Source organism: Collinsella aerofaciens (assembly GCF_027679495.1).
In the GTDB taxonomy this organism is placed as follows: Bacteria; Actinomycetota; Coriobacteriia; order Coriobacteriales; family Coriobacteriaceae; genus Collinsella; species Collinsella aerofaciens_AK.
Genome location: NZ_JAQEKC010000048.1, coordinates 1 through 3980, shown reverse-complemented (window position 1 = coordinate 3980; position 3980 = coordinate 1). Strand labels below are relative to the sequence as shown.

Genomic DNA, 3980 nt, shown 5'->3' with positions numbered 1-3980 from the left:
GGGGCTAACGATATGGCACCGTGGGGACACATGTATGTCAATCCTGGTCTAACAGAGCCATAATTAATCTGAATAAACATGGCGCGCGGCCTTTTAGGCCGCGCTTGTGTTTTGCTTCGCGCCATGTGGGGGTGGTGGCGACGTGCATTTTTGCGAGTATTCTGCAATCGAAGGTCCCTGCATACCGACCTCGGGCAAAAAATCGGGAGTTCTCGATGTTTTCTACGAATGATGGGCGGGGTTATGGGCTTATAGCGTTTGATTTGCAGGGATATTCGCGGTCTTCGGCATGTATCGTGGCGCCCGAAGCTCTTGGTTATGTTGAATACTCCTAAAAATGCACGGCGCTTAGAGGGGGACCTTCGCGAAAAAAGAAACCGCCCCGTCGAAGTATGCATTCGACGGGGCGGTTTATGCATTTGGCCGATTAAGGATGCACTGCCAAACTACTAGAACTTGACGGTCGGGGCCTGGCGGGCTGCTTCGGCGGCCTCGAAGCCCTGGCGCTCCTTAAACTGAAAGATGCCGGCAAAGATGACAGCCGGGAACGTCTGAATGGCGTTGTTGTAGCTGAGCACGCAATCGTTGTAGCTCTGGCGTGCGTAGCTAATCTTGTTCTCGGTATCCTCGAGCGATGCCTGCAGCTGCGTAAAGTTGGTGTTTGCCTTAAGATCGGGGTAGGCTTCGGCTACGGCGAAGAGCTGGCGCAGTGCGCCGGTCAGCACGTTGTCGGCTTCCATCTTGGCCTCGGGCGTGGTGGCCTTGACGGCGGTGTTACGCGCGCTGATCACGGCGGAGAGCGTCTCCTGCTCGTGCTTGGCGTAGCCCTTGACGGTCTCGACCAGGTTGGGGATCAGGTCGTTGCGGCGCTGCAGCTGCGTATCGATGTTCTGCCAGGCGTTATCAATGCGGTTACGCTTGGTGACCATGTTGTTGTAGATGCCGGCGATGGCGCAGACAATCACAATGACAACAACGATGCCGATGATGACGGTAATCATGATGTCTCCGTTTCGAATGGCCGCGGCGGCATGCGCCAGCTGCCGTTGGTATAACGCTACTAGTATACCCGCAACGTTTTGCCGTGCCGAACTTTCCGGTAAGCGTTGTGTTTTCGTCGGGGTCGGCACCGGGGCAAAGCGCGCGAGGTACAGGTGTAAGATATGCGACAGATTGACGAGTGTTGTCTTTGCCCTGAGGATGGCGATACCAGTGGACCTTCGCATCAAGAAAACCTACCGCGCCCTGTTCGATGCTTTCACCGAGCTTCTCGAGGAGCATCGTTTTGAGGACCTGACGGTTGCCATGCTGTGCGACCGCGCCATGATTCGCCGCACGACGTTCTATAAGCACTTTCGCGACAAGAACGATTACTTTGCCTTTTATATCGATGAGCTCATGTCGGGCTTGCCGCAAAAACAGCCCGATGAGGCCGGCGCAGTGTCTGCCGAGGACGTGCGCGCGCTTCGGCACGCGATTTTGGACGATGCCATGGATTTGATTCTGACGCACGAGCGGCTCATGGATAACATTTTGGCAAGCAGCATGTCGGGCATGTTGACCAACGTTATTTGCGACCGCATTGCCCGCTCCATCCGCGAGCGTGTGATGAACGTGCTTGCCGAGGATGCCTTGGCCCCCGTGTCACTCGAGACGACGTCTGAGTTTGTCGCCGGCGGTATTATTCGACTTTTCACGATATGGTGGGAATCGGGCCACGATCTTGAGCGTCGACCCGAGATGGCCGACGTGGTCGATGCACTGTTCGAGCGGACCATGACACCGGTGCATCACTAAAAGTGGCGGAGAGAGGGGGATTCGAACCCCCGGAACGCTCTCGCGCTCAACGGTTTTCAAGACCGCCGCATTCAACCGCTCTGCCATCTCTCCGTGAGTCGTAATGATAGCATCGTTTTGAATTTGCAACAGGGAAGGCGAACGATGACGATCACCGAAATCGACGAGAAGTTCATGCGTGAGGCGTTGGCGGAGGCGCGAGCCGCCGCGGCGGTGGGCGAGGTGCCCATTGGCGCTGTGGTGGTGCGCGCGGGTGAGATTGTCGCGCGGGCGCATAATCGTCGCGAGCTCGATCAGGACCCTTCGGCTCATGCAGAGTTCGCGGCCCTGTGCGCTGCCGCTCGGTCGCTCGGTCGCTGGCGCCTTTCCGATTGCACGGTCTACGTGACGCTCGAGCCTTGCTGCATGTGCGCGGGTCTTATGGTCAACGCGCGCGTCGGGCGCTGCGTGTATGGCGCGAGCGACGCCAAGGCGGGTGCGCTGGGTTCGCTGTATGACCTGAATGCCGATTCGCGCCTGAATCATCGGTTTAACGTGACGGCTGGGGTCCTGGCGGATGAATGCCGCGAGCTGCTGAGTAACTATTTTGGCGGTCTGCGCGGAGCGGGTGGCAGCGGCTGTGGCTGCGGTCCGAACCTTGAGGCGCATGCTGCTCACGCCGCAGCGCTTGCAGGTGCCGGTGAGGATGCTGGCATGGCGGTTGACTTTGGCCCTGCGTGCCGCCGGCCCCGCCGTGTGCTGCTGGCGATCGACTCCTTTAAGGGCAGCGTGTCGAGTGCACGGGCGGAGGCGGCGGTTGCCGAGGGCATGCGCCGTGTGTGGCCCGATGCCGAGGTGCGCGCGTTGCCGCTGGCGGATGGCGGCGAGGGAACGCTCGACGCCATCGCCGCGTGCGGCGGTGAGATTGTGACCTGCGAGGTGGCAGGTCCCTTGGGCGATCGCGTGTCTGCCCGGATGTTGGTGGACGACGAGCGCGACTCGGCTGTAATTGAGATGGCCGAGGCGGCGGGTATTGGGTATTCGAGTTGTACGGAGTCGGCGGCGTTGGCGGCTTCGACCTATGGCGTGGGCGAGCTTATGCTTCGCGCAGTTCGCACGGGCGCAAGGACACTCTATATTGGTCTGGGCGGCAGTGCCGCCAACGACGGTGGCGCCGGCATGCTGCAGGCGCTGGGCGCGCGCGTGGTCGATGATCAGGGATGCGATGTCGCCCCCGGTCTTGCCGGCCTTGAGCAGGTGGCGAGCGTTGATTTGGCGCCCGCGCTGCAGGCTTTGGATGATGCTCGCATCGTTGTGCTTTCGGATGTCGAGAATCCGCTCGTGGGGCGTCGAGGCGCACTGGCGGTGTTTGGCGGGCAGAAGGGCCTGCCGGCGGATGATGTCGAGGTGCTGCGCAGATACGACGGCTGGATGGTCGGCTACGGTCGCTTGCTCGATGCGGCGATTGCCAGAGCTCGAGCCCAGGGGTTGTTGCGCACACCCGAGGGCGCACGGACATTTGGCTCGGTGCTCGGTGTACCCGGCGCGGGCGCTGCCGGTGGCTTGGGCGCGGCGTTGCTGGCGCTCGGCGCGGAGCTACGCTCGGGTGTGGAGACGGTGCTCGACCTCGTGGGGTTTGACGAGCGCGTGCGCGATGTCGACCTGGTCATAACGGGCGAGGGCAATATGGACGAGCAATCCGCCGCCGGTAAGGCACCGGTGGGTGTGGCTCGTCGTGCGAAGCGATATGGCAAGCCGGTGGTCGCCGTCGTGGGCGGGCGCGCCGTCAACCTGGATGCGGTGTATGAGCAGGGTATTGACTTGGTTTTGCCGATTTGCCGCAAGCCCATGCCTCTCGACCAGGCGCTCGGTGCGCAAGAAGCCACAACCAACCTCATCTGCGCTGGCGAGGCAGCTGCCCAAGCCTACGACCTCGCCCGCCTCTAAAACCCATCCCCTCGATAAGTTGCGGTGAAATACGGAGTGTTTTTGCCTTTAAGGCGCTAATTCAGTCCGTATTCCACCGCAACTTCGTGAATGGTCATCCGAGGCTGGCCGCCTTGGGCCTTGGGCCGGACCGTTTGCCACGAAATGCGGCCATCTACTACGTTTAACCGAGCTACCTCGACCATCCCGGAATTTGCAAAAACAAAACCGACGCTCCTATAAGTTGTCAAGAGGCAGTTTGCGGGAGCGTTCTCTCC

3 protein-coding genes and 1 tRNA gene are annotated in these 3980 nt (G+C 60.7%); 2 read left to right on the top strand and 2 right to left on the bottom strand.

Going from position 1 to position 3980, the window contains the following annotated elements; translation table 11 throughout:
• Nucleotides 1-449: 449 nt before the first annotated feature.
• On the bottom strand, nucleotides 450-1001 hold the full coding sequence (locus PGW49_RS10235; protein ID WP_082421874.1) for a LemA family protein: 552 nt from the start codon (nucleotides 999-1001) through the stop codon (nucleotides 450-452).
• A 211-nt stretch (nucleotides 1002-1212) separates the two neighbouring features.
• Here PGW49_RS10235 and PGW49_RS10230 point away from each other — a divergent pair, with 211 nt between their 5' ends.
• Complete coding sequence (locus tag PGW49_RS10230) at nucleotides 1213-1797, top strand: TetR/AcrR family transcriptional regulator (RefSeq protein ID WP_195622330.1); 585 nt, start codon at nucleotides 1213-1215, stop codon at nucleotides 1795-1797.
• A 3-nt stretch (nucleotides 1798-1800) separates the two neighbouring features.
• On the opposite strand, the gene PGW49_RS10225 is transcribed toward PGW49_RS10230, so the two are convergent.
• Nucleotides 1801-1890: transfer RNA gene (locus PGW49_RS10225), tRNA-Ser, on the bottom strand.
• Between the two features lie 51 nt (nucleotides 1891-1941).
• Between PGW49_RS10225 and tadA the strand changes: the two genes are divergently transcribed.
• Nucleotides 1942-3723 (top strand): tRNA adenosine(34) deaminase TadA, encoded by a 1782-nt coding sequence (gene tadA / locus PGW49_RS10220; RefSeq protein ID WP_195622329.1) that lies wholly within the window; start codon nucleotides 1942-1944, stop codon nucleotides 3721-3723.
• Nucleotides 3724-3980 lie beyond the last annotated feature (257 nt).